The organism is Rhodopseudomonas sp. G2_2311, assembly GCF_047501505.1.
Taxonomy (GTDB): Bacteria; Pseudomonadota; Alphaproteobacteria; order Rhizobiales; family Xanthobacteraceae; genus Rhodopseudomonas; species Rhodopseudomonas palustris_H.
In genome coordinates, this window is sequence record NZ_JAZDRK010000007.1 from 77506 (window position 1) to 100785 (window position 23280).

General features: G+C 63.7%; 21 protein-coding genes and 1 tRNA gene. 8 read left to right on the top strand and 14 right to left on the bottom strand.

The genetic code is table 11. From position 1 onward, the window contains the following. Nucleotides 1–36: 36 nt before the first annotated feature. The gene (locus VRZ08_RS12345) at nucleotides 37–279 is read right to left on the bottom strand and encodes a FliM/FliN family flagellar motor switch protein (RefSeq protein ID WP_011158713.1); all 243 of its coding nucleotides are present in this window, start codon (nucleotides 277–279) and stop codon (nucleotides 37–39) included. Nucleotides 280–345: 66 nt separating this feature from the next. On the opposite strand from VRZ08_RS12345, the gene lipB reads away from it, so the two are divergent. Beyond that, nucleotides 346–1083: a lipoyl(octanoyl) transferase LipB gene (gene lipB / locus VRZ08_RS12350; protein ID WP_414532709.1), complete on the top strand. Its 738-nt coding sequence runs from the start codon at nucleotides 346–348 to the stop codon at nucleotides 1081–1083. A gap of 264 nt (nucleotides 1084–1347) precedes the next feature. After that, complete coding sequence (locus VRZ08_RS12355; protein WP_414532710.1) at nucleotides 1348–3972, top strand: EAL domain-containing protein; 2625 nt, start codon at nucleotides 1348–1350, stop codon at nucleotides 3970–3972. Between the two features lie 22 nt (nucleotides 3973–3994). Here the strand turns inward: VRZ08_RS12355 and VRZ08_RS12360 are convergent, their stop codons facing one another. Next, nucleotides 3995–4426, bottom strand: a complete 432-nt coding sequence (locus tag VRZ08_RS12360) for a tautomerase family protein (protein WP_107356081.1) — start codon at nucleotides 4424–4426, stop codon at nucleotides 3995–3997. Nucleotides 4427–4534: 108 nt separating this feature from the next. Here VRZ08_RS12360 and VRZ08_RS12365 point away from each other — a divergent pair, with 108 nt between their 5' ends. Then, a complete protein-coding gene (locus tag VRZ08_RS12365) occupies nucleotides 4535–5383 on the top strand; it encodes a LysR family transcriptional regulator (RefSeq protein WP_414532711.1) in 849 nt (282 codons plus the stop codon). Between the two features lie 18 nt (nucleotides 5384–5401). On the opposite strand, the gene VRZ08_RS12370 is transcribed toward VRZ08_RS12365, so the two are convergent. From VRZ08_RS12370 to VRZ08_RS12380, 3 genes are read right to left on the bottom strand one after another with little or no spacing between them, the layout of a single operon-like run. Then, entirely contained in the window at nucleotides 5402–5701 is a 300-nt protein-coding gene (locus tag VRZ08_RS12370) for an acylphosphatase (RefSeq protein WP_414532712.1), read from the bottom strand. Beyond that, a complete protein-coding gene (locus VRZ08_RS12375; protein WP_414532714.1) occupies nucleotides 5701–6567 on the bottom strand; it encodes an isocitrate lyase/PEP mutase family protein in 867 nt (288 codons plus the stop codon). The genes VRZ08_RS12370 and VRZ08_RS12375 overlap by 1 nt, the downstream gene beginning before the upstream one ends. Before the next feature lie 7 nt (nucleotides 6568–6574). Then, on the bottom strand, nucleotides 6575–8590 hold the full coding sequence (locus tag VRZ08_RS12380; RefSeq protein ID WP_107345023.1) for an acetyl/propionyl/methylcrotonyl-CoA carboxylase subunit alpha: 2016 nt from the start codon (nucleotides 8588–8590) through the stop codon (nucleotides 6575–6577). 153 nt (nucleotides 8591–8743) lie between these two features. Between VRZ08_RS12380 and VRZ08_RS12385 the strand changes: the two genes are divergently transcribed. Beyond that, nucleotides 8744–10594 (top strand): alkaline phosphatase family protein, encoded by a 1851-nt coding sequence (locus VRZ08_RS12385; protein WP_414532715.1) that lies wholly within the window; start codon nucleotides 8744–8746, stop codon nucleotides 10592–10594. Nucleotides 10595–10631: 37 nt separating this feature from the next. Here the strand turns inward: VRZ08_RS12385 and VRZ08_RS12390 are convergent, their stop codons facing one another. Beyond that, nucleotides 10632–11207, bottom strand: coding sequence for a hypothetical protein (locus VRZ08_RS12390; protein WP_107345025.1), 576 nt, complete (start codon nucleotides 11205–11207; stop codon nucleotides 10632–10634). 293 nt (nucleotides 11208–11500) lie between these two features. Beyond that, nucleotides 11501–11899, bottom strand: a complete 399-nt coding sequence (locus VRZ08_RS12395; RefSeq protein ID WP_164574460.1) for a DUF2177 family protein — start codon at nucleotides 11897–11899, stop codon at nucleotides 11501–11503. A 118-nt stretch (nucleotides 11900–12017) separates the two neighbouring features. On the opposite strand from VRZ08_RS12395, the gene VRZ08_RS12400 reads away from it, so the two are divergent. Beyond that, the gene (locus VRZ08_RS12400; RefSeq protein ID WP_414532716.1) at nucleotides 12018–13469 is read left to right on the top strand and encodes a cryptochrome/photolyase family protein; all 1452 of its coding nucleotides are present in this window, start codon (nucleotides 12018–12020) and stop codon (nucleotides 13467–13469) included. A 78-nt stretch (nucleotides 13470–13547) separates the two neighbouring features. After that, nucleotides 13548–13886 carry a histone gene (locus tag VRZ08_RS12405; RefSeq protein ID WP_107356088.1) on the top strand — a complete coding sequence of 113 codons (339 nt, stop codon included), beginning with the start codon at nucleotides 13548–13550 and terminating at the stop codon, nucleotides 13884–13886. 100 nt (nucleotides 13887–13986) lie between these two features. Here VRZ08_RS12405 and VRZ08_RS12410 read toward each other — a convergent pair whose 3' ends face one another. Continuing rightward, nucleotides 13987–14862 carry a DMT family transporter gene (locus VRZ08_RS12410; RefSeq protein ID WP_264073829.1) on the bottom strand — a complete coding sequence of 292 codons (876 nt, stop codon included), beginning with the start codon at nucleotides 14860–14862 and terminating at the stop codon, nucleotides 13987–13989. 154 nt (nucleotides 14863–15016) lie between these two features. On the opposite strand from VRZ08_RS12410, the gene VRZ08_RS12415 reads away from it, so the two are divergent. Continuing rightward, the gene (locus tag VRZ08_RS12415; protein WP_414532717.1) at nucleotides 15017–15925 is read left to right on the top strand and encodes a PhzF family phenazine biosynthesis protein; all 909 of its coding nucleotides are present in this window, start codon (nucleotides 15017–15019) and stop codon (nucleotides 15923–15925) included. Nucleotides 15926–15979: 54 nt separating this feature from the next. On the opposite strand, the gene VRZ08_RS12420 is transcribed toward VRZ08_RS12415, so the two are convergent. Continuing rightward, complete coding sequence (locus VRZ08_RS12420; RefSeq protein ID WP_414532718.1) at nucleotides 15980–16426, bottom strand: hypothetical protein; 447 nt, start codon at nucleotides 16424–16426, stop codon at nucleotides 15980–15982. Between the two features lie 196 nt (nucleotides 16427–16622). On the opposite strand from VRZ08_RS12420, the gene VRZ08_RS12425 reads away from it, so the two are divergent. Then, nucleotides 16623–16699 (top strand) — tRNA-Arg (locus tag VRZ08_RS12425). A 182-nt stretch (nucleotides 16700–16881) separates the two neighbouring features. Here the strand turns inward: VRZ08_RS12425 and VRZ08_RS12430 are convergent. The 5 genes from VRZ08_RS12430 to VRZ08_RS12450 form a co-directional block, all read right to left on the bottom strand. After that, entirely contained in the window at nucleotides 16882–17640 is a 759-nt protein-coding gene (locus VRZ08_RS12430; RefSeq protein WP_414532719.1) for an ABC transporter ATP-binding protein, read from the bottom strand. A 5-nt stretch (nucleotides 17641–17645) separates the two neighbouring features. Next, nucleotides 17646–18449 (bottom strand): ABC transporter permease, encoded by an 804-nt coding sequence (locus VRZ08_RS12435; RefSeq protein ID WP_414532720.1) that lies wholly within the window; start codon nucleotides 18447–18449, stop codon nucleotides 17646–17648. A gap of 12 nt (nucleotides 18450–18461) precedes the next feature. Next, a complete protein-coding gene (locus tag VRZ08_RS12440) occupies nucleotides 18462–19439 on the bottom strand; it encodes a rhamnan synthesis F family protein (RefSeq protein ID WP_414532721.1) in 978 nt (325 codons plus the stop codon). Nucleotides 19440–19670: 231 nt separating this feature from the next. After that, nucleotides 19671–20834 carry a hypothetical protein gene (locus VRZ08_RS12445; protein ID WP_414532722.1) on the bottom strand — a complete coding sequence of 388 codons (1164 nt, stop codon included), beginning with the start codon at nucleotides 20832–20834 and terminating at the stop codon, nucleotides 19671–19673. A gap of 14 nt (nucleotides 20835–20848) precedes the next feature. Further along, complete coding sequence (locus VRZ08_RS12450; RefSeq protein WP_414532723.1) at nucleotides 20849–23278, bottom strand: hypothetical protein; 2430 nt, start codon at nucleotides 23276–23278, stop codon at nucleotides 20849–20851. Nucleotides 23279–23280: the final 2 nt, after the last annotated feature.

Below are 23280 nucleotides of genomic sequence, written 5' to 3' on the forward strand. Positions count from 1 at the left end.
CATTTAACAAAACAATGAAGAGGCCACAAGGCCAGATCACCGCCGATCTGGGGATCGCGGCAACATCTGTTTGACCTCGACCGCAATTCGGTTGCGATCCACCAAAACCATGCCGGAAGCGATCGGCATATTGTTGGCGAGGATCTTGACCTCGTCGGCTTCGGTGGCGTCCAGTTCGATGATGGCGCCGCGGCTGAGCCGCAGCACCTGGTGGATCGGCATCGAGGTGGTCCCGAGAACCACCATCAGATCGACGGAAACTTTATCGAGTGTCGGCACTGGAACCCGGACTGACTTGCCTGAGGAACGAAGACGTGGTCGACCACACCACGTTATGGTTATCCAATGATTAACGCCCCCGCTTTCCCCCGACAAACGCTGGATTGGACCGCTCTGAAGCCCGCCGACGGCTCCCCGGCGGTGGAATGGCGCATCTCCGATTCGCCCGTGCCGTATCCGGAGGCGGTGACGACCATGGAGGCGCGCGCGGCCGCGATCGCTGCGGGCGAAGCACCCGAGCTGGTCTGGCTGCTGGAGCACCCGCCGCTTTACACCGCCGGCACCAGCGGTCACGCCACCGACCTGCTGGAGGAGCGCTTCCCGCTGTTCACCACCGGCCGCGGCGGCCAGCTGACCTATCATGGCCCCGGCCAGCGCGTCGCCTATGTGATGCTCGACCTGAAGCGCCGCCGCCCGGACGTGCGCGCCTATGTGGCGGCGCTCGAACAATGGATCATCGCCACCCTCGACGCCTTCAACGTCCGCGGCGAGCGGCGTGAGGATCGGGTCGGCGTCTGGGTTCGCCGACCCGACAAGGGCGACGGCTACGAGGACAAGATCGCCGCGATCGGCGTCCGGCTGAAGCGCTGGGTGTCGCTGCACGGCATCGCCATCAACGTCGAACCCGACCTGTCGCACTTCAAGGCGATCGTGCCCTGCGGGATCAGCGATCCGCGCTATGGCGTCACCAGCCTCGTCGACCTCGGCCTGCCGGTGGTGATGACCGACGTCGACATCGCTTTACGCTCCGCCTTCGAAAACCTCTTCGGCGAAACCCGCACAGCCGCAACCACAAGCGCCTGATCGCCTCCTTCCCGGATCGATCCGCACGCGAAGTGATCACTCGCCGGAAGCGCGACTGTCACAATCGGCCGTGAGGCTCGATCAGCGCAGCGGCCCCGTGTCGAGTCACAGACTCCGGCAACGGAATTGTAAGGATGAAACCGCTCGGTTCCCGCCGCGCGGCACCGACAACCCTTTCGTCACGTTAGCAGGGATAGATCAGCGACGGCCTCAATAGCAGCGGCCTCGCCACCCTCGTAGTTGTCCTAGCATCTTGTTTGAAGAATGATCCAACGACCCACCAGCTCTCCCGATAGTCCGTCGCTATGGCGCGTCGCCCTCGACCACACGCGCGATGCTGCCATCGTGATCGACGATGCTGGCAATGTCTGTCTGTTCAACCGAGCCGCAGAACGGATCTGGGGGATCTGTCGCACGGACATCGTCGGACGTCACGCCGAGGTCATCGGCCTCGCCGGCACGATCTCAAAGCCAACTTCCGGTGTCTTCTTCCCGCACGCTACATCGAACGGCGTCGCCATTCTCGAAATCCCACGACCGGACGGCCAAGTCATCAGCGCCGAGCTCACGCAATCGACGATCAGCACGTACGGCCACAACTACACTCTCGTCACCGCGCGCGATATCACGCCCGAGATGGAGCGCCGCAAAGGTATCGAACTACTCTCCTCGATCGCTGACCGCACCACCCGTGCGGTGCTGGTCACCGATGCCGATCTGAGGCTGCTCTACACCAACGCCGCGTTCACCAGCCTGTTCGGCTACGGTGCCACGGATGTCAAAGGCCGCAATGTCATCGATCTCCTCGCCGGTAACCACACCAATCGCCGGACGATCGCCAGCCTGAAACGATGGATCGCCGATACCGAGGGTGGCGAAGAAGAGATCCTGGTCTATGACCGCAACGGCGACGAGATCTGGATCTCGGCCGACGTGAAAGCGCTGCGCAATCCGCAAGGCAGGATCACGCAAGTCTTCGCACTGCTGACCGACATCTCGGAAACCCGGCAATTGCGTATGCTGCAGCAGCTGACGCTGAGCGCACTCGCGGACGAGATTCCGATCACCGACGTCGCCGACCGGATGTGCCGTTTCGTCGAGAAGATCGCGCCGGATGTGGTCTCCACGATCCTGCACGTCGACGCCCAGGGGCTGTTGCACCCGCTCGGCGGCCCGAGCCTTCCCGATGATTACTCGCGCGCGCTCGACGGCGTGTCGATCGGCCCGCAGGTCGGCGCGTGTGGCACCGCGGCGTATTACGGCGAACCGGTGCTGGCGCTCGACATCGACACCGATCCGCGCTGGGAGCCGTTCAAGAAGAGGCTGTTGGAAATCGGGCTGCGCGCCTGCTGGTCGTCGCCGATCAAGGCCAAGGACGGCCGTGTGATCGGCACCTTCGCGTTCTATTTCCGCGGCTGCCGTCCGCCGAGCCATTGGCATCACCGCATCGTCGATGCCTGCCTGCATCTCGGGGCGCTTGCGATCGAGCGCATGGAGTCGCGCGCGCAGATCGCGCGTCTCGCCTATTTCGACATGCTGACCGGCCTGCCCAACCGCGCGCGGCTGCGCGATCTGATAGGCGAAGCGACCGCAGCCTGCCCGCCAGGCCGCACCGTTGCGCTGGCATTTCTCGACGTCGACAATTTCAAGGACATCAACGACACGCTCGGCCATGCCGCTGGCGACGAGTTCCTGGTCGAGTTCGCCCGAAGGCTCCGCGACCAAGTCCAGCCGGGCGACGTTGTGGGACGGCTCGGCGGTGACGAATTCGTCGTCGTGCTGCCGAACCGGGAGCTAGCCGAAATCGAACCGGTAGTCGCGCGGATCAGCGAAGCGCTGATGGTGCCGTTCGCGCTGTGCAACAGCCAAGTGCCGATGTCCGCCAGCATCGGCGTCAGCCTTTATCCCGACAACGCCACCGACCTCGACACGCTGATCAACCAGGCCGACACAGCGATGTATCGCGCCAAGCGCTCGGGCCGCTCGACCTACCGGCTGTTCAACTGCGACATGCATGGCGCAGCCGAGCAACGGATGGCCTATGCGGCGGCGCTACGCTCGGCGCTCGCGAACAGCCGTCTCGAATTGCATTACCAGCCGCAGATCCGCACCGGCGACGGCGCGCTGCACGGCGTCGAAGCGATGGCGCGCTGGAACGATCCGGCGCTCGGTCCGGTGCCGCCGACAAAATTCATTCCACTCGCCGAAGAGTGCGGCCTGATCGATCAGATCGCGTGCTGGTCGATCCGCGAGGCCTGCCGGCAGATGCGGGCATGGCGAGACCAGGGACTCGAGGTACCGAGCGTCGCCGTCAATCTGTCGCCGATCAACTTCGAGAATCCAGCGCTGCCGACACTGGTGGCCGACACGCTCGCGACCTATCACCTCCCACCCGAAGCTCTGATGCTCGAGGTCACCGAAGGCGTCGCCCAGGACAACCGCTCGACCGCGCACGAGACGATGATGGCGCTGCGCCGGATCGGGGTCGGACTGTCGCTCGACGATTTCGGCACCGGCTATTCCAATCTCAATCGGCTGGCGCAATTGCCGATCCGCGAGCTGAAGATCGATCGCGGCTTCATGAGCGAACTCGAGACCAGCCCCACCGCCCGCGCCGTCGTCACCACCGTGGTGCGGGTCGGCCAGAGCCTCGCCCTCAGCGTCGTCGCCGAAGGCGTCGAGACCACCGCTCAATTCCAGCTCTTGAGTGAGCTCGGCTGTGACGTCACCCAGGGCTTCCTGTATGCGCCGGCACTGGCGCCGGCTGCATTCGAGCAATGGCTGCTCGGCTACAGCGCCGCCCGCGGCGGCGCGATGATGGAGCGCATTAGCCCAACGAGCACGGATGACCGGACGGCGCCGTTCACCACCACGCGGCGGCGGAACTAACCGCCACCGCGTTTGCGCGCGCTTATACCACGACTGCCGATCGTGGTGCGGCGGCGAGCTTGCGCACGATATAGCGCTGCTCTTGGGTCAGACCACCGAAGCCATAGCCGTCGGCCCGCACGCCGTTGACGTGGACATAGCTTTCCGAGTGCAGCGGTCCGAGTAGTTCGCCCATGCGGGCGTAGGTTGCGGCGATGAACTCCGCTTTCTCGTCCTTGGTGTTGGTGCTATCGACGATCCGAATGTCGAGCCAGAAGCTGGCGAGGTTCTGATCTGCCAGCGAGGCGCCGGCCGCGAACCAGTCGGCCGGATCGACCTGCTCGACGATCACCGCCGTCACCTTGGGATCCTTGTGCAGGATGGTGGCGGCGAGATCGCTGGCCGCGGCGGCGATCCGCGGCTTCAGGTCCGAGGTCGGGCGCGGCGTCGAATAATGCACGGTGATCAGCGGCATCGGTAGCTCCTCTCAACAAGTGTTCGATGCCGCAGAAGCTAGACCTCGCCCATAGATCAAGCTACCGTATCAGTCTACGTTTCAATCATAACAAATTCTGATGATGAGATGATCGACCTCGACATCGCCGCGGTGCGCGCCTTCGTCCACGTCGCCGACCTGCGCAGCTTTACGCGGGCCGCCGAAGCGCTCGGCACTACCCAGGCGGCAATCAGCATGCGGCTGCAGCGCTTGGAGGCACTGCTCGAACGGCGCCTGCTGGAGCGCTCGCCGCGCTCGGTCGGGCTGACTGCAGAAGGCTCGGCGTTTCTAGATCGGGCCCGCGCGCTGATCGACAACAATGATCGCGCAGTTGCCAGCGAGCGCGTAATCGTTCAGTCACTCCGGCTTGGTATCAGCGACCACGTCGCCGGACCGGATTTGGTGCCGCTGCTGGCCCGGCTTGGCCGAGGGCGCTCCGACCTGCGGATCGAAGTCAGCATCGGGTTTTCGCGCGACTTAATCGATGCGTTCGATCGCGCGGAGCTGGATGCGATCTGCATCCGCGAGAGCGCGGGGCGACGCGGCGGGGAGACCTTGCTGCGCGATGAATTCGGCTGGTTCGCAGCGCCTGATTTCGATCTCGTCCACGGCGCGCCCGTTCCGCTGGCCTCGCTCGCTGCGCCGTGCGGCGTACGGGCAACCGCGGTTCGCGCGCTCGACAAGGCCAGGGTGCCATGGACCGAAGTGTTCGTCGGCGGCGGCGTCAGTGCAGTAGTTGCCGCTGCGCTCGCCGGCCTCGCCGTCGCACCGCTGGCCAAACGCATCGCGCCGCCGGGACTCGTCGATGTCGGCGCCAAACTGAAGCTGCCGCGCCTGCCTGCGTCGCCGGTCGTGCTGCACTCCCGCGTCAGCGATGCGGGCCGCCGCGCGGCGCTCAGGACCTTGGCGGCAACGTTCCGGCAGATCGCAGGCTAAGCCAGCGTCGCGCCAGTCTCACAGGGTCGACAGGATCGAAAAGCGCTCGCCCGGCTGACGCAGGTTCAGGACGTCAGGCTGTGCGGTCTCTGCCACCACCGCTTCGACCCGCGCCGCCGATGGGCCGTGCTGGCATCGCGCGATCATCTCGCTGACGACGTGGTCGCCACCGGCCAGAGTCGCTTCGACGCTGCCGTCGCGGCGATTGCGGACCCACCCTTGCAGACCCATCGCCTCGGCGGTGTGAGCCAGCCAGGCCCGATAGCCGACGCCCTGCACCCGGCCGCGGATCGTCACCTGCCGGATGATCTGGCTCATCAGCGCTTCACACCGAGGAAGTGTTCGTTCCGATCGGTGACGACGTCGGCGCGCGTGACCTTGTCCATCAGGTCGACGCCGGCGAGCCCGGTCAGTTGCTTCGGCGTCGCAGCGGCTTTGATCGCCGACAACGTTCTGAACACGGCCTCGGTCGCAGCCGCGATCGGCGCATGGCCTTGCACCGCAATGCGGACACGCCTGCCCGCAAGATGATCGAAGTCGCCGAGTTCAGCCGGCGGACTGCCGAGCGCGAGCGGCAGCGTGGTCGCGGCGCTGATCGCTTCCAGCTGCGCGCGGGTCTTCACGCCGGTGAAGAACAACGCATCGACGCCAGCGGCCTCATAGGCCAGCGCGCGTTCGATCGCATCATCGAGCGACGTGATCGAGCAGGCACCGGTGCGGCCGAAAATAACCAGGTTGGGATCGCGCCGCGCATCGAGCGCGGCCTTGATCTTGCCGAGCCCCTCCTCGCGCGACACCAGCTGCGGCTTGGCCTCGCCGTAAGCCTGCGGCAGTAGCGTGTCTTCGATGGTGAGACCGGCGGCCCCCGCCGCCTCCAATTCTTCGACGGTGCGGCGAACGTTGAGCGCATTGCCGTAGCCGTGGTCGGCATCGACCACCACCGGCAACGCGGCGGCACGGCTCATCCGCCGCACCTGCTCGGCAAGCTCGGTCAACGTAATCAGCGCGATGTCGGGATCGCCGAGGATCGCCAGCGAGGCCACCGAGCCGCCGAACATCCCGAACGGAAAGCCGAGGTCGTCGGCGATCCGGATCGAGATGGCATCGTACACCGACGCCGGGCGCACGCAGGCGGATCCGGTGAGGATTGCCCGCAATGCGGTGCGGCGGTCGCGCCAGGCCACGGCGGGCTTACGCGAACTCGAGGATCAGCGCATCGACCGCGAGCGTCGCTCCGGCCGCGGCGTGGATCTTCTTGACGGTGCCGTCACGTTCGGCGCGCAGCACGTTCTGCATCTTCATCGCCTCGACCACCGCGAGCGTCTCGCCGGCCTTGACCTCCTGGCCCTCGGTCACCGCGATCGACACGATCAGGCCCGGCATAGGGCACAGCACCTTCTTGCCGGTGTCGGCCTTGTCGGCTTCCTTCATCCAGCGCGCGGCCGCCGCTTCACGCTCGGTGAAGACGTTGACCGACACTTCGTAGCCATGATGCGCCAGCTTGAAGCCGTTCGGGATCGCGCGGACCTGCACCGCGACCGGATGGCCGTCGATGGTGCCTTCCCACACCGGATCGCCCGGCATCCAGGACGACAGCAGCTGGTGCGGCTGACCGAGCGAGCCGTCGGCATTGGCGAAGCGGACGACGAACGCTTCACCCTCGCGGATCACGTCGAGCGGCACCTCGCTGCGCTCCAGCCAGACGCAGCGGCGGCGCTCGCGGATCACCGCGCGACCGATCATCTGGCCCGAGATCTTGCGCTTACGTTCGCCGATCACCCGGTCGATCGCCGCGCCGACCGCGGCGATGCGGCGGGCGACTTCGCCCTCCGGCACCCGCGGATGGAAGCCCTGCGGGAACTCTTCAGCGATGAAGCCGGTCGACAGATTGCCCTCGCGCCAGCGAGGATGCGTCATCAGCGCCGACAGGAACGGAATGTTGTGGCGGATGCCGTCGACGTAAAACGCATCGAGCGCATGGGTCTGCGCCTCGATCGCCGCGGCGCGCGACGGCCCGTGCGTCACCAGCTTGGCGATCATCGGATCGTAGAACATCGAGATCTCGCCGCCCTCCTGCACGCCGGTGTCGTTGCGCACCGTGATGCCGGAGGCTGCGCTCTCGGCCGGCGGGCGATACTTCACCAGGCGGCCGATCGACGGCAGGAAGTTGCGGAACGGATCTTCCGCATAGACGCGGGACTCGATCGCCCAGCCCTTCAGCGTGACATCCTTCTGCGCCAGCGCCAGCTTCTCGCCGGCCGCCACGCGGATCATCTGCTCGACCAGATCGATGCCGGTGACCATTTCGGTGACCGGATGTTCGACCTGCAGGCGGGTGTTCATTTCGAGGAAGTAGAAGCTCTTGTCCTGGCCGGCGACGAATTCGACGGTGCCGGCGCTGTCGTAGTTCACGGCCTTAGCCAGCGCGACCGCCTGCTCGCCCATCTTGCGGCGGGTGACTTCGTCGAGCAGCGGCGACGGCGCCTCTTCGATCACCTTCTGATTGCGGCGCTGGATCGAGCACTCACGCTCGCCGAGATAGATGACGTTGCCGTGCTTGTCGCCGAGCACCTGGATTTCGATGTGGCGCGGATCGACGATGAACTTCTCGATGAAGACGCGGTCGTCGCCGAACGAGGCCTTGGCCTCGGCCTTGGCGAGGTTGAAGCCTTCGGCGACTTCCGCCCGCGAATGCGCGATGCGCATGCCCTTGCCGCCACCGCCGGCGGAGGCCTTGATCATCACCGGGTAGCCGATCTCGTCGGCGATCTTCACCGCGTGCTTGTCGTCCTCGATCACGCCGAGGAAGCCGGGCACGGTCGAAACCTTGGCCTGCGCGGCAGCCTTCTTGGACTCGATCTTGTCACCCATCGCGGCGATCGCGCCGGGGTTCGGACCGATGAATACGATGCCGGCCTCGGCCAGCGCCTTGGCGAACGCCTCGCGCTCGGACAGGAAGCCGTAGCCCGGATGCACCGCCTCAGCGCCGGTCTTCTTGCAGGCCTCGACGATCTTCTCGATCACCAGATAGCTCTCGGCCGCCGCCGGAGGGCCGATCAGCACCGCTTCATCGGCCATTTCGACGTGCAGAGCGTCGCGGTCCGCCTCGGAATACACGGCGACCGTCTCGATACCCATACGACGTGCGGTCTTGATGACCCGGCAGGCGATCTCGCCGCGGTTGGCGATCAGAATTCGTTTGAACATGCTCTTTTTCTTGCAACCTTGGATGGTTCTGCTGTCCCGGGCGGGGCAGCGACGGGGCATTGCGGGTGTGCTTGTAACAATTCTGTCGCCGGGGAAAACTAGATATTGCGAAGGGGTCCCCAGCGTGGCCCCCAATCAACCCAAGGCCCTGTCATGCGCCGCACACTCGCCCTACTGTCCGCGGGCCTCTGCCTGCTGTCCGTCTCCACCGCTTTCGCCCAGAACACTCCGCCCCGCAACCTGATTCTGTTCATTCCCGACGGTCTGCGGGCGAAGTCCGTCAGCCCGGAGACCGCACCGGCGATGGCCGCGCTGCGCGATCAGGGCGTCAATTTCAAGAATCCGCATTCGCTGTTTCCGACCTTCACCATGGCGAACGGCTCGGCGATGGCGACCGGACATTATCTCGGCGACACCGGCACCTTCAGCAACACCATCTATACCGGCTACAGCGTTCCGCCGGCCGGGAATACTGTGGTTCCGTTCATCGAGAACGACGACGTCCTCGGCGACATCGATAATCATTTCGACGGCAATTACCTCAACGAAGAAAGCCTGCTGAAGCTCGCCCGCGACAAGGGGCTGAGCACCGCGGCGATCGGCAAGCTCGGCCCCACGCTGCTGTTCGACCACACCGACCGGGCCGACAAGCCGGGGCCGCATTCGATCGTGATCGATGATGCGACCGGCTCGCCGAAGGGCGTGCCGCTGCCCGACGACTTCAAGGCCGAGCTCGACAAGCTCGGGCTGCCGCTCAAGCCGCCGGCCCGCGGCGAGAACGCCAAGGCCGGCGACGCCAAGACCCCCGGCACGCTGGTCGCCAACGTGGTGCAGCAGGCCTATTTCGTCGATGTCGCCGCCAAGGCGGTGCTGCCGCTGTTCAAGCAGCGCGGCAAGCCTTTCGTGCTGGTGTTTTGGTCCCGCGATCCGGATGGAAGCCAGCACAATCAAGGCGATAGCCTGAACGAATTGACACCGGGCATTAACGGGCCGACCTCGTTGGCCGGAATCCGCAATGCCGACAATAACCTCGCGCAATTGCGCAAAGCTCTGGATGAGCTCGGTCTGTCCGCCTCGACCAACATCATCGTCTCGGCCGACCACGGCTTCTCGACGATCTCGAAGCAGAGCAAGACCTCGCCGTCCGCCAAGGCTAGCTACGATGATACACCTGCCGGCTTCCTGCCGATGGGCTTCCTCGCCATCGATCTGGCGAAGGCTCTGAAGCTGCCGCTGTTCGATCCCAACAACGGCAACGCAGCGGTCGGCGACAACGCCCACCCCAAGGCCGGCAACGGCGTGCTCGGCAAGGATCCGGCCAAGCCGGATCTGGTTGTCGCCACCAATGGCGGCTCGGACCTGATCTACCTGCCGACCGGCGACAAGAAGCTCGCCGGCCGCACCATCCGGGCCCTGCTCGAGCAGGACTACGTCAGCGGACTGTTCGTCGATGACTCGCTCGGCAGCTTCCCCGGCGCGTTGCCGCTGTCGGCGCTCAACCTGAAAGGCAAGGCCGCGACGCCGACGCCGACGATCGTGGTCAACTTCCGGTCCTACGCGTCCGGCTGCGCCGAGCCGACACAGTGCTCGGTCCAGGTCGCCGACACCGTGCTGCGCCAGGGCCAGGGCATGCATGGCTCGTTCAGCCGCGGCGACACCATGAATTTCATGGCGGCGACCGGCCCGGACTTCAAAGCCCGCTTCGCCGATCCGCTGCCGGTGAGCAACGCCGACGTCGGGTTCACCGCGGCGAAGCTGATGGGTCTCGATCCGACCACCAAGGGCAAGCTGATCGGCCGGGTGATGACCGAGGCGATGCCGAACGGCGCCGTGCCGAAGGCCACCCAGGAGACGGTGCGCTCGAAATACGCCGCCAACGGGCTGCGCACCGTGCTGGTGATGCAGCGCGTCGGCGAGCAGCGTTACTTCGATGCCGCCGGTTTCCCAGGCCGCACCCTCGGCCTCGACGGCGAGACCTCCAAACAAAAAGCGGCGGGGAAATAACCCCCGCCGCTTGCTTGCAGAACTTGGCTTCGGCCGATCAGACGCCGAGATCGAAAATCTGCGGCACCTGGCTGATCAGCGGCAGCGTCGCGACGCCGACCAGCGTGGCGACCAAGCGCATCAGCGTGTGATTGCTGCGCCGGGTGCCGCGCATCTGCCGCGAGATCCACTCCAGGACCTCGGTGTTGACGCCGACCGCCTGGGTCGGAGCCCAGGACTCGATCGCAACGTCCGGCGACAGCGCGACGCTGCGCGCCGGCACCGGCAGGCCTGAGGCGGCCGCGGCGTGGTGGGCGACGGCCTTGGCGAACAGATCATCGAACCGGCCGCCATCGACACGCTCGGCAGCGGCATCGTTGATCTCGAACAGCGCCTCGGCCTCGGCCCGGCTGATCGGCTGATTGTCGACCGCGGAAGCGGTCAGGATACCCATGCACCACGCGGTGTCGGCGGCGTCGAGGGTGCGGGAGAAATGCACCCGACCGCGGGTGGTCGGGCCTTCGCCGGTGATGATCCCATCCCGCACGACCCCGAGCGCTTGCGCGGCGGTATAACGATCCGAAACGTTGAGAGGGTCGATGCCGAACAGTTCGGCGGTGGCGACGGCAGTCATTGCTTTCACTCGTTTTTCTGGCTCTGGGCCAGCATTTCCACGCTGGCGTAAACGCTTGGTTAAGACTTCGCTCCTGCGCTCGATTCGATCGGAATTACCCACGATGTTTCGAAACAGGGTTGCCGATTTGTCGCAGCAGCGGTCTCGCCGGCTCAATTCGCAAGCCGCTCCGGCGGCGGTTGGGCGCACTGGCGGCGCAATTGCGGCAAAGCGGCTTTGCCGGGCGGCCATTTGGCCGCACCGGTCATTCAGCAGTCCTTCAGCGTTTTAAGCGGCGAGCCGTCGGCGCGCGGTCAGCGCGGCGACCACCAGTCGGCGAGCAGCAGGCCGAGCGTTCCCGATACCGCGGTGATGAACGCCCCCCACGAGATGTCGACCGCGACCACCGGCCAGGTCCAGTGCTTCAGCAGCGCCAGCGACGTCAGCTCGAAGGTGGCGTAGCAGAACAGCCCGAACAGCGCCCCGTACAACAAAGAGGATTGCCAAGTCGCCTGCGCCGACCCGTTGACGAAGATGACGATGCCGACGACGTAGAGCAGGTAGAACAGCACAGCCGGCAACAGCCTCACCTCGCCGAGCATCTCGCCGACCTGCGACTGGAAGAAGCTCTTGGCGATCGTGCCGAGGAAGAGAAAGTCGAGCGGAATCAGGACAATGAATGTTGCCAGATAGAGCAGACCGTAGCGCTTCAAATCGTCCTCCTGAACAAAGCAGAATGCATCCTGTCAAATACGGAATGCCTCGTCGATGGTTGCAGACGCAGCCGGACAGCGGCGCAAAATCGCAGCCTCGTATCCAGGATGAGCCCACGTGCTGACAACCGCCAGCTCCCGTCCCGTCATCGTCTGGTTTCGCGACGATCTCCGTCTTGCCGATCATCCGGCGTTGCAGGCTGCTGCACAATCCGGTGCGGCTGTGCTGGGCGTCTATGTGCTCGATGAGGTGAGCGATGATGTGCGCCCCCTCGGCGGCGCAGCGCGGTGGTGGCTGGCGCAATCGCTGCGGTCGCTCGAGGCCGAGCTCGCTGCGGCCGGTGCGCCGCTGATCCTGCGGCGCGGGCCGGCGGCCGCGGTGCTGGCCGAATTGGCGCAGCAGAGCGATGCGGCGGCGGTGCATTGGAACGAGATCGAGATCGCTCCGCATCGCGCTGTCGCCGATGCGCTGGCCGATGCCCTCACGGTGGCCGGCATCGCGTATCACCGCCACCCTGGCGACACGCTGGTGGCGCCGAGTGCGATCCGCAGCAAGGATGGCCGCGGCATGCGGGTGTTCACGCCGTTCTGGCGGCGGGTGCTCAGCCTCGGCGATCCACCGCAGCCCCTGCCCCGCCCGAAGGCGCTGCGGCCGGCGCCGGCTCCACCGAGCGATCAGCTCAGCGACTGGCAGCTCGAGCCGACGGCGCCGGACTGGGCCGGCGGCCTGCGCCAAACCTGGACGCCTGGCGAAGCCGCCGCGCAGGCGCGGCTGTCCGGCTTCCTCGCGGGCCTGCCCGGCTATGCGGACGGGCGCGACTATCCGGATCGGCACGTCACCTCCGGCCTGTCGCCGCATCTGCGGTTCGGCGAAATCAGTCCGCGCCAGGTTTGGTACGCCGCGCGCTTTGCCGCCGCCGAGCGGCCGGCGATCGCGCCCGACATCGACAAATTCCTGAGCGAGCTCGGCTGGCGCGAGTTCTGCCGGCACCTGCTGTTCGACCATCCGGATCTGGCGACCCGCAATCTGCAGCCGGCGTTCGACGCCTTCCCGTGGCACAGCGACGAGGCGGCGCTGAGCGCCTGGCAGCGCGGCCGCACCGGCTACCCGATCGTCGACGCCGGAATGCGCGAGCTGTGGCACTCCGGGGTGATGCATAATCGCGTCCGCATGGTCGTCGGCTCGTTCCTGGTCAAGCACTTGCTGATCGACTGGCGGCTCGGCGAGCAGTGGTTCTGGGACACGCTGGTCGACGCCGATCCCGGCAGCAATCCCGGTAACTGGCAGTGGGTGGCGGGCTGCGGCGCCGACGCCGCGCCGTATTTCCGGGTGTTCAACCCGTTGCTGCAGAGCGAGAAGTTCGACGCGGGTGGCAGCTACATCCGGCGCTGGGTCCCCGAGCTGGCCGGCCTGCCCGACAACCTGATCCACCAGCCGTGGACCGCGGCGCCGCTCGAACTCGCCGCCGCCGGCATCGAGCTCGGCGGCAACTATCCGCGCCCGATCGTCGACCACAAAACCGGCCGGCAGCGGGCGCTTTCGGCCTATGCCGAGCTGCGTCAGCGTTGAACAACTTCGCTTAGCAGCGTTACTAATTGCGCGAATCGGCTATCGTCGCGGTTATCTGCAAACCCTTGGGGGATCAATATGGACGACGACAAGCCGATTATCGAGCAGGTGGGCGAGGTGATCACCGAGGCCACTGATGCAGCCAAGGCCGTGGTCAAGAAGGCGCGCAAGGCGGCCAAGAAAGTCGCCAAGAAGGTGAAGGCCGGCGCCAAGAAGGCCGCGAAGGCGACCAAGAAGGCAGGCAAGAAGGCCGCCAAAAAGGCAGCCAAGAAAGCTCCGAAGAAGGCCGCCAAGAAGGCCAAGAAAGCCGCCAAAAAGGCGCCCAAGAAGGCCAAAAAGGCAGCCAAGAAGACCGTGAAGAAGGCCAAGAAGGCGGCGCCGAAGAAGGCCAAGAAGGCCAAGAAATCCAAGCGCTGAGCGGTTCATCCGCGTCGGCCGGCGAAAGCCTCCGGAGCACCGTGCCCGGAGGCTTTTTGCTGCGCGCAAAGGGCAAGCGAGGACGGCCTGCCCTGCGCCTCTACGCCTTGGCGCGGTTGACCAGAAACACCGCCGCCGCGCAGATCACCATGCCGACGATCGACACCACGTCCAGCTTTTCACCGAACAGCACATAGGCCATCAGTGCGGTGGTGCCGGGCACCAGATAAAACAGGCTGGCGACCGAGGTCGCGGCAGAATGCCGGATCAGCCAGTACAATAGCCCGATCGATCCGATCGACAGCACCACCACCAGCCAGCCCACCGCCAGCACAAACTCGGTGGTCCAATTCACCACCCGGGTTTCGAACAGCAAGGCGCCGACCGCGAACAGCGCGAGCGCCGCCAGAAACTGGATGATGTTGCCGGCGCGCCAGTCGATGCCGCTGCAGAACCGCTTCTGGTATAGCGTGCCGATGGTGATGCCGATCAGCGAACAGGCCGAGGCGAGCCAGCCCCAGCCGATGTCGCCGGTCAGGCTGCGGCTGTGCAGGATCAACAGCGTGCCGCCGAGACCGAGCCCAAGCCCCAGCCATTGCAGCGGCGTCACGCGCTCGCCGAGCCAGCGATTGGCCAGCGTCGAGGTCAGGATCGGCTGCAGGCCGGGGATCAAGGCCGAGAGGCCCGCCGGCACCGAATGCGCGATCGCGATCGAGGTGCCGGCCAGATACACGCCGTGCACCAGCAGTCCGGCGACGATGCTGTGGCCGACGCCGGCAAGGTTCGGCCAGCGCGGCCGCGCGATCGCCGCGATCACCGCAATCAGCGTCACCACCGCGATCATCCGGATCGACAGGTAGGTCAGCGGCTCGGCACCGGCCAGCGCGTATTTGGTGCCAATGAAGCCGGTGCTCCACAGCACGACGAACACAGCGGGCGCGGCACGGCCGGCGAGATGCTCTGCGTTTCGGTTCATTGTTTCCCCGAGGGCCCGATCGTATGGTGACGGGCAAGCGCCCGATGGCGCCACGTCCATGCCACGCCGCAACCGCCGCGGCCAGCACGGATCGTCATCATCAACGCGCCGCCGCCCTTCCCGCACCGCGCGTTCGTCATCTTCCGGAGCCGCCATGCGCCTGCAGTTCGAAACCGTCGACGTGTTCACCGCCGAGCAGTTCAGCGGCAATCCCCTTGCCGTGGTGCTCAACGCGGAAGGGCTGTCGAGCGCGCAGATGCAGGCGATCACCGGCGAGTTCAATCTGTCGGAAACGACCTTCGTGCTGCCGCCGCAGGACCCTGCCCACACCGCGCAGGTTCGGATCTTCACGCCCAACGGCGAGCTGCCGTTCGCCGGCCATCCGAATGTCGGCACCGCCTTCGTGCTGGCCCGCATCGGGCAGAGCTACGGCCGCAGCATCGCCGGCGATCGCGTGGTGTTCGAAGAGAAGGCCGGGCTCGTCCCGATCCAACTGATCAAGGACGGCGGCGCAGTCACCGGCGCGCGCCTGACGTCGCCGCAGCCCCTCTCGGTGACCGACGAGATCGCCCCCGATGTGATTGCGGCGGCCTGCTCGCTCAGCGAGGACGACATCGAGATCGCCAACCACCGGCCGTGCATCGCGTCCTGCGGCACCGGCTTCATCATCGCGGAGCTGAAGAGCCGCACCGCCCTCGCCGCGGCCAGCCCACGCGCCGACCTCTTCGGCGACCACATCGCCGGCTACCCGACGTCAAAGGTCCTGCTCTATGTGCAGACCGCCGAGGACACCATCGACATCCGCGCCCGGATGTTCGCCCCGCTGAACAAGATCCCCGAGGACCCGGCCACCGGCAGCGCCAATGTCGCGCTGATCGGCCTGTTGGCGAAGCTGCGCCCGGAAACCGATCTGACGCTGTCGAAGACCATCCTGCAGGGCTTCGAGATGGGCCGGCCGAGCCTGCTGTTCGCCAGCGCCGAGAAGCGCGGTGGCGAGGTCATCACGACCGCGATCGGCGGACACTGCGTGGCGGTGATGGCGGGAACGATCGGCCTGAAATAGGCTCGGAAAGCAGGACCGGCGCTCGCTCTTTGGCCAGTCAGACGGCCGACGCGCTCAATACTCTTCCGGACAGGGATCGACGATCTTCCACAGATCGACGCCGTTCTTGATCTTCTTCATCTCGGTGGTCAGGCCGCCGTTGCGGGCGATCCAGTCCTTCACCGGCTGAGGATAATACGACATCAACTCCGAGGTGCCCTCGAGGCTGGTGACCTTGATGCCGAAGGTGAAAGCCTTGTCGTAATAGGCCTGATGGAAGCCGAGGCTGGCGCGCGGGGTGACGCAGATCTTGTTCAGCGGCACGATCCCGAACACCAGGGTGCAGGCCGAATTGCAGATGCCGTCGATGATGACCCGCTCGCGGCGATCCCGGATCCGCTGGTACTTGGCCTTGTACTCCTCGACATAGCCGCCGTGATCCCGGGTGATGTGGAGATCGGCGCGTGCCGGCGTGGCCAGCAGCAGCAGCGGCAATAGCAGCGACGAGAACAGCGTACGCATGGTTCGGTCGAAACCCGTGGCGACAAGGGGAGCGGGCCGGCCTCGGCCGGCACCGGCACTTTGGCCGAGTTTGGTTTGCGCGACGTTAATGCGCACATTCCGGCGAAATCATGGGAGTCCCCCTCCCCCTTGTAAGCGCCTGCAAAAGTGGGGTATTCGAAAGCCCTCGCCGGGCGGCAAGCCCCACCCGGCCCCCGCGCTCGTAGCTCAGCTGGATAGAGCATCGGATTTCGATTCCGAGGGTCGGAGGTTCGAATCCTTCCGAGCGCGCCATCGGGCTGTCGAGCCTAGCGAGATGGGCCACGGGCCTGTCCTCGGGACAAGGCGACCGAGAATAACTTCTCGACGCCTCTTTGCTTCAGCTCGGACGGCAAGCCGTGGTGAATCGGGTCAACCTGGGCCAACCGGGCCCGACGCGGCCGTTCAGCTGCGCCGCGGACGTCAGTTCCTAACGATCAAGGGATCGCGCGGGTCGCATCAGCGTAGGCGTCGAGAACCTCGTCGACCGGACCGAACGCCTGAAGCTCCCCGCCGCTCAGATAAAGCGCCTTGTTGCACCATGTGCGAATGACGTCGGTCGAGTGCGACGCCAAGACCATGATTTGCGCCTGGAGCACGAAGGCAGCGACGCGAGCCCGGGCCTTCTCCATGAAGTGCGCGTCGCCGGCGAGAATCCACTCATCCATGAGCAGAATGTCCGGCTTCACCGCCGTCGCCATTCCCAGCGCCAAGCGCATCTGCATTCCGGATGAATAAGTGCGCACCGGCATGTCCAGATAATCGCCGAGCTCGGTGAAATCTGCGATCTCCGGGGCAAGCGCCGCGATCTCCTTTGGACGCAGCCCCATATACATGCCACGCAACCGAAGATTCTCCCGGCCGCTGATATCGGCATTGAAACCGAGATTGACGTTGAGCAACGCAGCAACCTTGCCGTCTATCAGGACGCAACCTTCGTCAGGCTCGTAGATCCCGGCGAGCACCCGCAGCAACGTCGACTTGCCGGCGCCGTTCGGCCCGATCAACCCGATCCTATCGCCTTCCTCGAACCTTACCGAGAGGCCGGATAAGGCACGCACGATGGGCGCGGAACGCGACTCCCGCATGATCGCACCGCCAGTCGCCGTCGCGACGACAGCCTTCTTGAACGACCGGTGACCGGTATGTAGCACCGGAAAGCGGATATGAACGTCTTGCAGATCGATGCGCGTCATGACGATTAAACCCAGTAGACGATCCGACGGCGCGAGCGGATGAACATCAACGCCGCACAAATCGAGCCGACAACGAGCGTCCCAAGCGCCGCCGCGACGAAGATAAGATCCGGAGCCTTCTCCAGAAGCGGAGTGCGGATCAGTTCGATGTAGGAAGCGAACGGATTGATCGCCACATAGACCTCGCTGACGCGCTGACTGCGATGGTCCCACATGACCGGCGTCAAAAAGAACGCGATCTGCATCACCGACGTAATGATCGGCCCGATGTCGCGGAAGCGGGTGCAGAGAATGGCGACGACAAGCCCGATCCACACCAGATTCAGTACCACGAGCACGAATCCGGGGATTGCCAGCAGCATGACGGGCGAGAACGAGGGCCCGAGGAAGAGCAGAACCACGGCGAAGATCGGAAGGCTGTGCGCAAACACGATGATGTTGCGCCATATCACCTGAAACAGCAGCGCCAGCCGCGGCAACTTCATCTGCTTCAGCGAGTCGCCAGCAACAATGAACGCATTGCCGCAGTCAGCGATGGTCCCGTTGATGAACCCCCATGCGGTGAACCCGATGGCGAGATACGGGAGGTATTGCGCCATGTCGAGATTGAACAGTTTGGCGTACAGCGGGCCTAACCCCGCAATGAACGCCGCCGTCGTCAGCGTCAACCAGAACGGCCCAAGCATCGAGCCCCGATAGCGCTGCAGAATGTCGAGCCACCCCAACGCCAACCAGAACCAGGAGAGACGCAAAGCCTCCTTCAGATCCAGAAGGGCTAAGCGGCTCTGCTCAATGAATTTCTTGTCCACAGCTCGATACCGTCACACTAACGTTGCCAGGTGGTCCTCGATCATCTCTTCCGTGACCGAACTATCTGGACCAATGAAGTAACGCCAATCCGGCGCCGACGGCACCATACCCGGATTCTTTGTCACAAGATCGACCTTGATGAACGGGAATTTGAAGTAACGCAGCAACACCGAATTGAGCTGATGGCACGGATTGAGCGGCCGCATGAACAGCCGGGATCGCAACTGATAGCGATATCGAAAGGGGTCATCCGAGTCGAGGCCAATGGACAATCCGGGCTCCAGTACCGAAAGCTCTGCTAACAGCTCCGGATGCTCGAGCAAGGCATTCTCAATGGTTTCATGATCGAGGACGGCTGCCGTGTAATGGCCTTTCCTGCGCATAGCGCACGAGAATGCCACCTCGCCTCGCTGCACCATCAACCATTTGCTGTGCGACAGACGCAGCTCGGACAGAAAGCCAACAGTATCGGCAACGACCTGAGCACCGTTCGCAATCAAGAAATAGGATTGCAGATGACTACCCCCTCCGATGCTCTCGGTCAGACCGAACAGCCCCTCACGCGCGGTACATGCATCGATCCAGGGCTCAAGCGACACGAACGGACCGAGCATCGAGTCGTTGGTGAGCAACAGAGATTCGGCACCAGCCAATCTATGCCCCAGCAAGCGCACCGCGTGCGCCCAAGCACCAAAGTCCCGCCCAGAGCTCCGACGATGGACCAGGCCCGAACAGACGTCGGCAATCCGGCCGCGGTCGCCCTCGGAAATCGTAAGCGACATCGACACAAAGACGACCTCGAAGCCCGCATCGCGATAGGCTCGCAGCTGCGTCAGCACCATATCGCTGACGTGGGACGTCGGCGAATATGCAGCATAGATGCACCAGCGCTGGCGGCCTCGCTCATTCAGAAAGACGAGCGCGCCATTCTCCACCTGGGGTAACATGTCCTTTCGAAGGCCGCCGATCACATCAACGAGGTTAGTCAAGTAGAGTCCCAGCCGCCGAAACCGCCAGCGCAACAGGTGCCAACTCGTACGCCTACGCGGGCGATAATGTATGTCAGCAATTCGACGCATTGTGAGTCGGCTGTCCGGGCCATTCAGGTCGGCACGATTTACGCGTATCGTTCAACTGCAGGCGGGCATATACTGTCGAACAAGGCCACACCAGAAGTTCGCTCGGCGCTCACGCCAACTACTCCGCCTCACCCAATCTCATCATATGCGACCGTGGTCAAACAGTAGACGTCGAAGCCCCCTTATCGAAATAGGCAGTTCCTTGCTGCGAAGGTCAGCCGCGATCACGGCAGACTCCTGACTCGAATACCCCGCAATCAAACGCAGCACATCAGCAATCTGAAAACTCCCTCGCTGACAAAGGTCGCGTTTGATCGGGAATCCAAATAGCTGGCTGATTAAAAGCCCGGTCATATGCGTAGGATTACTACACTCCATCAACTTTGCAATCAGCGCCGCAAGCTTGTGAAGTTCAAGAAGACGTTGAGCCTTATCAGGCTTTACAAAATATCCATTCGCGTTCGGCGCAAGCCCCGAGTTCGCCTCAAACCGATTCAGCGCAAGACCGAACTCCCTCGCAACATGACGATTCGCGTCTAGCGACAATATAATGTCACTGCATCTTTCAACCCTCACTGAGAGAACCTTGTCTACGACTCTAGCGGAACTCAGAACACAGGCTGGCTTACCGAAGGCCGTCACAATTCGCTTACTCAACAGAACCTCACCGCTATCAATCGAGTGCCGCCGACTACTGTACGGCCTATACTTGTTCCAAAATTGATGGAATGCTTTACTATTCACGACGCAATTGTCGAACAACAATAAGAACGACTGCGCATGATAATGGTGTTCGAAATTTTCGAACAGACACGCCCACGGCTTCGGCGAGGTCGCCAGCAGCCCGACTACTTCTGACGTGCTGCCGTTCCAATAGATACTGTCGTTCACGAGAACCAACTTTTCGATCGTACCACACAGCGTCTTATTCTTGAGCAGCGCGACAAGCACCTCCTTCCACGCCCCAAAATCACGCCCCTGCTTCCGGCGCTCAGCGAGGTGGATCTGTGGAAATTCCTCTTTTAGCCAGGCCGCACTTCTTTGGTCGTACATCATCACGACTACAGAAAACCCATTATCGACCAAACCACGCACCAAATGTCGCATCGAAAACTCGAGCAACTGTGTTGGATGCGGCGCGACCAATGCCAGCCGCGTGGTGCCGCTCCGTTCGAGTATCCTGATCAAGCTCGAATAGTCGATCAGGCGTAGGAAGAGTATACGGGGCCACTCCGCGAGATGAACCCAAACATCAAAGCCTAAAACAATAAGGTGGCGAGCAGTCCGCCGAACGAACCCAAACATCATGCACTACCCGTTCAGTTTCTCACCAACACCGCACAAAATTCGTTGCTTCCATGCGGCGTCTCGTAGACGCGCAGCGGGCGAAGCCCGATCATGCCCAGCGCGTGGAGCGTCGCCGTGATCTGCCTGAAACTATCTGGCGTAAACTGCCACGCATGGACGTCGATATAGCCGCCGGCCGCAGCCGTCCATTCGGCGATAGCGTTGCGAATACGCTGGACATCACTGCGTCCGTCATGTCCGTGGTCGCCATGCCAGTGACGCAACGAATCGTTGTGGGTTGTCAGCGCGTGGTGCTCGATGACGCTGGCGAGGCGATGAACCCTCTGCCCTTCCAGATGAGCATCGATCACCGTGCCCACATTCGACGGTGACAGGAAGTGATCGAAGCAGTAGCGGCAATCGGGAACGAGCAGGGCGTAGCACCCACCCGCATCAAGCATGCGATTGACATGCTGGAGATGCCCCACGAGATCTGGTTGATGCTCGATAGCATGGCTGGAGACTACCAACCTAAAGCGATCGCCAACGATCGACAGGTCCCCGGTCGCGGACACATAGTCAATGTGCGGTACACCATCGGGATCGCGATCATCGAGCCGCTCCGCGCGCTTGCGGAGTTCCTGGCGCGACTGGACGTCGAAGAATTTCGTGGTCTCTCGCGGCAAGATCGGCCGGTCGAACGGCCCAATTTCCAACGCGGGCGCGATGGTGCGGATCAGGCGGATAAAGCCATCCCGCGAAGCCGCCGGAGAGACCAGTCGCCCTTCCCCCCGGCCGTACTGTTCATAATGTGCTTTGAGTTGTTCGTCCGAGAAGCTTCGTAGATCCTCGTGCCGCTCCCGATAAAAGCCAAGATCGATCTCGGGTGGGAAAATCTCCTCAGGCTCGCGTTGCGGCTCGGCTCCTACCACAGAGGCTGGAGCTGCCGGTTCAGCAGGGGACGTGCTCGGCCTTCGGCCAAATATCCGGGACACCGCACGCAGCGGCGCGGTCAGCCGCCAACTGTTGCTGGTATGCACCGCATCGAGCTGGGCCTGCAGATTGGCAACCTGCTCCGTCAGTCGATGGGTCTCAACCGTCTGAGCTGGTGCATCTGCGGCTGCCAGGTCTCTCATGCTTGAATCTCGGCGGCCTGCCGTCTGCCGCACTGGCTCGGACGCCTCAGCCACAGCCTGGGCATCTGCAACGGCGCCGTACTTTGTCATCGTAGCCTCATAAGAGCGGCGGATGTCGTCAATCGGGGCGAACGCCACGTCGAATGCGGCATCTCGGTTACCCGAGCGGTGCTGGGCGATCGCCAGCTCCAGTCTGTCGCAGAACAGATCAGTCTCGAACAGCAGGTCAAACGGCATGGTATAGCGCGTCAGGTGCCAAGCCAGAACGGCATCTTTCCACACTGGCCACTCCTGCCGGCACACTGCGTCGAGCTCCGCTAGATCGTGACAATCGGCGATAGCGTCGAGATGCGATGAGCCCAGCACAAATAACGGCTTGCGCCACAACAACGTCTCCAGCCCCACTTTCGAAGACACAGTTGCGACGGCGTCGACGCCCGCTATCAGCCACTGTGACGCAGCCCGCCAAGTCGTGGCGTTGAAATCAGCACTCCATAGGAAGTTCGGGCGAGATGCCGTGAGCCAATCAACCATCCGCTCGTTAAGAAATGGGTGGTTCGGATGCTCGGTAACAACTACGCCAACCGACGGACCTACCGCGTCCAAGGTGTGAAGTACGAGGTCCAGCGGGGTCTTCTTTGCCGCGTAACAGTCAAACGCATAGAAGTTCGAGAACTGCCCGGCGAGCAGGACGAGGCGAGAGAACTGCTTGCGCCAGGATGCAACGGTAGCCGTTAGCCTGTTGCCACTCTCGATATGGATGCGATAGCGCTCGCGAACCTCTTCCACGAACGCCGCCTCCGTCTCCGTCGGGCGAAAGGTGCGCACCTGATCCTTGAGATGCACCAACGCCGATCCCCGTACTATGTCGAACGGGTCGAGATAGCCGGTGAGCGGAAAGGGTGGCCGCGACACCATGCCATGTTCGAAGAACAGAGCTGGCGCCTCGGGAAAGGCTGTGCGCAGGAATGGCGCCGGCGAGAACGAAACGCAGACATCGGGCTGGAATCCACCGAGTCGCGCTCGCAGCAAAGTCCCCATCGCATTGTTGCTATCCTCGGTTCCGCCGGCATCCCAATGGCCTGCCACCATCAAGGCGGTTTCGCCGAATCGTGGAACCAACTCAGTGTGATCGAGCACGACAACGTCGAACGACGCCTGTGGCCTGGCATACGCCAGGGCTCGATTAGTGATACAGACAGCGCGCGCCTCCGGCCATCTCCGCCTTATTGACACCGCCATACGATCAGCGAAGTCAAGCCACGCCTCGTGCCAGAATGGATTGTCGAGTTCATGCAGAGGCTCAAGGTAGATCAGGAGATTCATTA

Excerpts from the sequence above, each read along its gene's own strand:
- lipB (WP_414532709.1), top strand. The coding sequence starts at position 346 with ATGATTAACGCCCCCGCTTTCCCCCGACAAACGCTGGATTGGACCGCT.
- VRZ08_RS12355 (WP_414532710.1), top strand. The coding sequence starts at position 1,348 with ATGATCCAACGACCCACCAGCTCTCCCGATAGTCCGTCGCTATGGCGC.
- VRZ08_RS12360 (WP_107356081.1), bottom strand. The coding sequence starts at position 4,426 with ATGCCGCTGATCACCGTGCATTATTCGACGCCGCGCCCGACCTCGGAC.
- VRZ08_RS12365 (WP_414532711.1), top strand. The coding sequence starts at position 4,535 with ATGATCGACCTCGACATCGCCGCGGTGCGCGCCTTCGTCCACGTCGCC.
- VRZ08_RS12370 (WP_414532712.1), bottom strand. The coding sequence starts at position 5,701 with ATGAGCCAGATCATCCGGCAGGTGACGATCCGCGGCCGGGTGCAGGGC.
- VRZ08_RS12380 (WP_107345023.1), bottom strand. The coding sequence starts at position 8,590 with ATGTTCAAACGAATTCTGATCGCCAACCGCGGCGAGATCGCCTGCCGG.
- VRZ08_RS12385 (WP_414532715.1), top strand. The coding sequence starts at position 8,744 with ATGCGCCGCACACTCGCCCTACTGTCCGCGGGCCTCTGCCTGCTGTCC.
- VRZ08_RS12390 (WP_107345025.1), bottom strand. The coding sequence starts at position 11,207 with ATGACTGCCGTCGCCACCGCCGAACTGTTCGGCATCGACCCTCTCAAC.
- VRZ08_RS12405 (WP_107356088.1), top strand. The coding sequence starts at position 13,548 with ATGGACGACGACAAGCCGATTATCGAGCAGGTGGGCGAGGTGATCACC.
- VRZ08_RS12410 (WP_264073829.1), bottom strand. The coding sequence starts at position 14,862 with ATGAACCGAAACGCAGAGCATCTCGCCGGCCGTGCCGCGCCCGCTGTG.
- VRZ08_RS12415 (WP_414532717.1), top strand. The coding sequence starts at position 15,017 with ATGCGCCTGCAGTTCGAAACCGTCGACGTGTTCACCGCCGAGCAGTTC.
- VRZ08_RS12420 (WP_414532718.1), bottom strand. The coding sequence starts at position 16,426 with ATGCGTACGCTGTTCTCGTCGCTGCTATTGCCGCTGCTGCTGCTGGCC.
- VRZ08_RS12430 (WP_414532719.1), bottom strand. The coding sequence starts at position 17,640 with ATGACGCGCATCGATCTGCAAGACGTTCATATCCGCTTTCCGGTGCTA.
- VRZ08_RS12445 (WP_414532722.1), bottom strand. The coding sequence starts at position 20,834 with ATGTTTGGGTTCGTTCGGCGGACTGCTCGCCACCTTATTGTTTTAGGC.
- VRZ08_RS12450 (WP_414532723.1), bottom strand. The coding sequence starts at position 23,278 with ATGAATCTCCTGATCTACCTTGAGCCTCTGCATGAACTCGACAATCCA.